The organism is Micromonospora endophytica (assembly GCF_003236305.1).
Lineage (GTDB): Bacteria > Actinomycetota > Actinomycetes > Mycobacteriales > Micromonosporaceae > Micromonospora > Micromonospora endophytica.
Genome location: NZ_POTX01000464.1, coordinates 1 through 1,333, shown reverse-complemented (window position 1 = coordinate 1,333; position 1,333 = coordinate 1). Strand labels below are relative to the sequence as shown.

2 protein-coding genes are annotated in these 1,333 nt (G+C 67.1%); both read right to left on the bottom strand.

The features are described 5' to 3' along the window. Positions 1–31: 31 nt before the first annotated feature. Positions 32–958, bottom strand: a complete 927-nt coding sequence (locus C1I93_RS30520) for an IS3 family transposase (protein ID WP_111246689.1) — start codon at positions 956–958, stop codon at positions 32–34. Beyond that, positions 955–1,266: a transposase gene (locus tag C1I93_RS30515; RefSeq protein ID WP_067308719.1), complete on the bottom strand. Its 312-nt coding sequence runs from the start codon at positions 1,264–1,266 to the stop codon at positions 955–957. Before C1I93_RS30515 ends, C1I93_RS30520 begins: the two co-directional genes overlap by 4 nt. Positions 1,267–1,333 lie beyond the last annotated feature (67 nt).

The window sequence follows — 1,333 nt, the reverse complement described above, 5'->3', positions numbered from 1 at the left end:
TGAGTTCCCCCCCGCTTTGATGGAGGGGTGGTTACCTGCTGCCGGCTGGTGCAGGGGTGGCGATAGGTGGTTCGGCTGGTGCGGTCTGGCGGCTATGCCAGGCGGCCTCGTACTCGTTCGGGCTGAGGTAGCCCAGTTCGCGTTGGATGCGGCGGGTGTTGTACCAGCCGTCGATGTAGGTGAAGATCGCGTTCTCGGCCTCGTCGCGGGTCCGCCATGAGGTGCGGTAGACGAGTTCGATCTTCAACGTGGACCAGAAGTTCTCCATCAGCGCGTTGTCGTAGCTGTCACCGACGGAGCCCATCGACGGCAGGATCCCGTTGTCCTGCAAGCGTTCCGCGAAGCGGAAGGACGTGTAGTTCGACCCCCTGTCCGAGTGGTGGATCAACTGGCCGTCGCGGACGTCGCGGGACCAGATGCCGTATTCGAGGGCGGCGAGGATCAGGTCGGTGTCGCAGCGGTCGGAGGTCTTCCACCCGACGATCCGGCGGGAGAACACGTCGCGGACCGCGGCGAGCCAGAACACGCCTTCGCCGCAGGGGATGCGGGTGGCGTCGGCGACCCACAGCCGGTTCGGCCCGTCGGCGGTGAACTGCCGCCCGACCAGATCCGGCGCCGGCGTGTGCCGAGGATCCTGCTTCGTGGAGCCGCCGCGCCAGCCTCGACGCAGGAACGCCCCCTGCCAACCCTGGCCGGTCATCAGCCGCTCGACGCGTTTGCGGCCCACGTAGATGCCGTCGCGGCGCAGCTGCCGGTGGACCCGGTCCGCGCCGTAGGTGCGCCCGGAGGTCTCCCAGATCTCGTGGATGTTGGAGATCAGCCCCAGGTCGACCACGTCCCGGTCGCAGGGCTGCTCGGCCTGCTTCACCCATGCGTAGTAGGTCGACGCGCCGATGTTCAGGACCCGTAGCAGGAGCGCGACCGCGAACTGGTCACGATGTTCATGGATGAACGTCATGACCGTCGCCGGGTCGGGTCGAGCTCCGCCGCGAAATACGCGCTCGCGGCCTTCAGGATCTCGTTCGCCCGCCGCAGCTCGGTGACTTCCCTACGCAGCCGGCGGTTCTCTTCCGCCATCTCGCTGGTCGGCCGGTCGTGACGCTCGTCGGCGTCAGCCTCGGCCTGACGGATCCAGTTCCGTAGTGCCTCGTGATGAACGCCGAGCTGCTCGGCCAGGCGCCGGATCACGGGCTTCGGGTCCGACTCGCGGTACAAGCGCACAGCGCGCTGACGCAGTTCGTCGGGGTACTTCTTCGGTGCTGCCACGGACAACTTCCTCCCCCACGGCCATCAGACCATGGTCAAGAAGCTCCATGAAAGCGGGGGTGGCTCA

Bases quoted from the DNA above. Each gene is read 5' to 3' on its own strand.
- C1I93_RS30520 (WP_111246689.1), bottom strand. From the start codon at position 958: ATGACGTTCATCCATGAACATCGTGACCAGTTCGCGGTCGCGCTCCTG.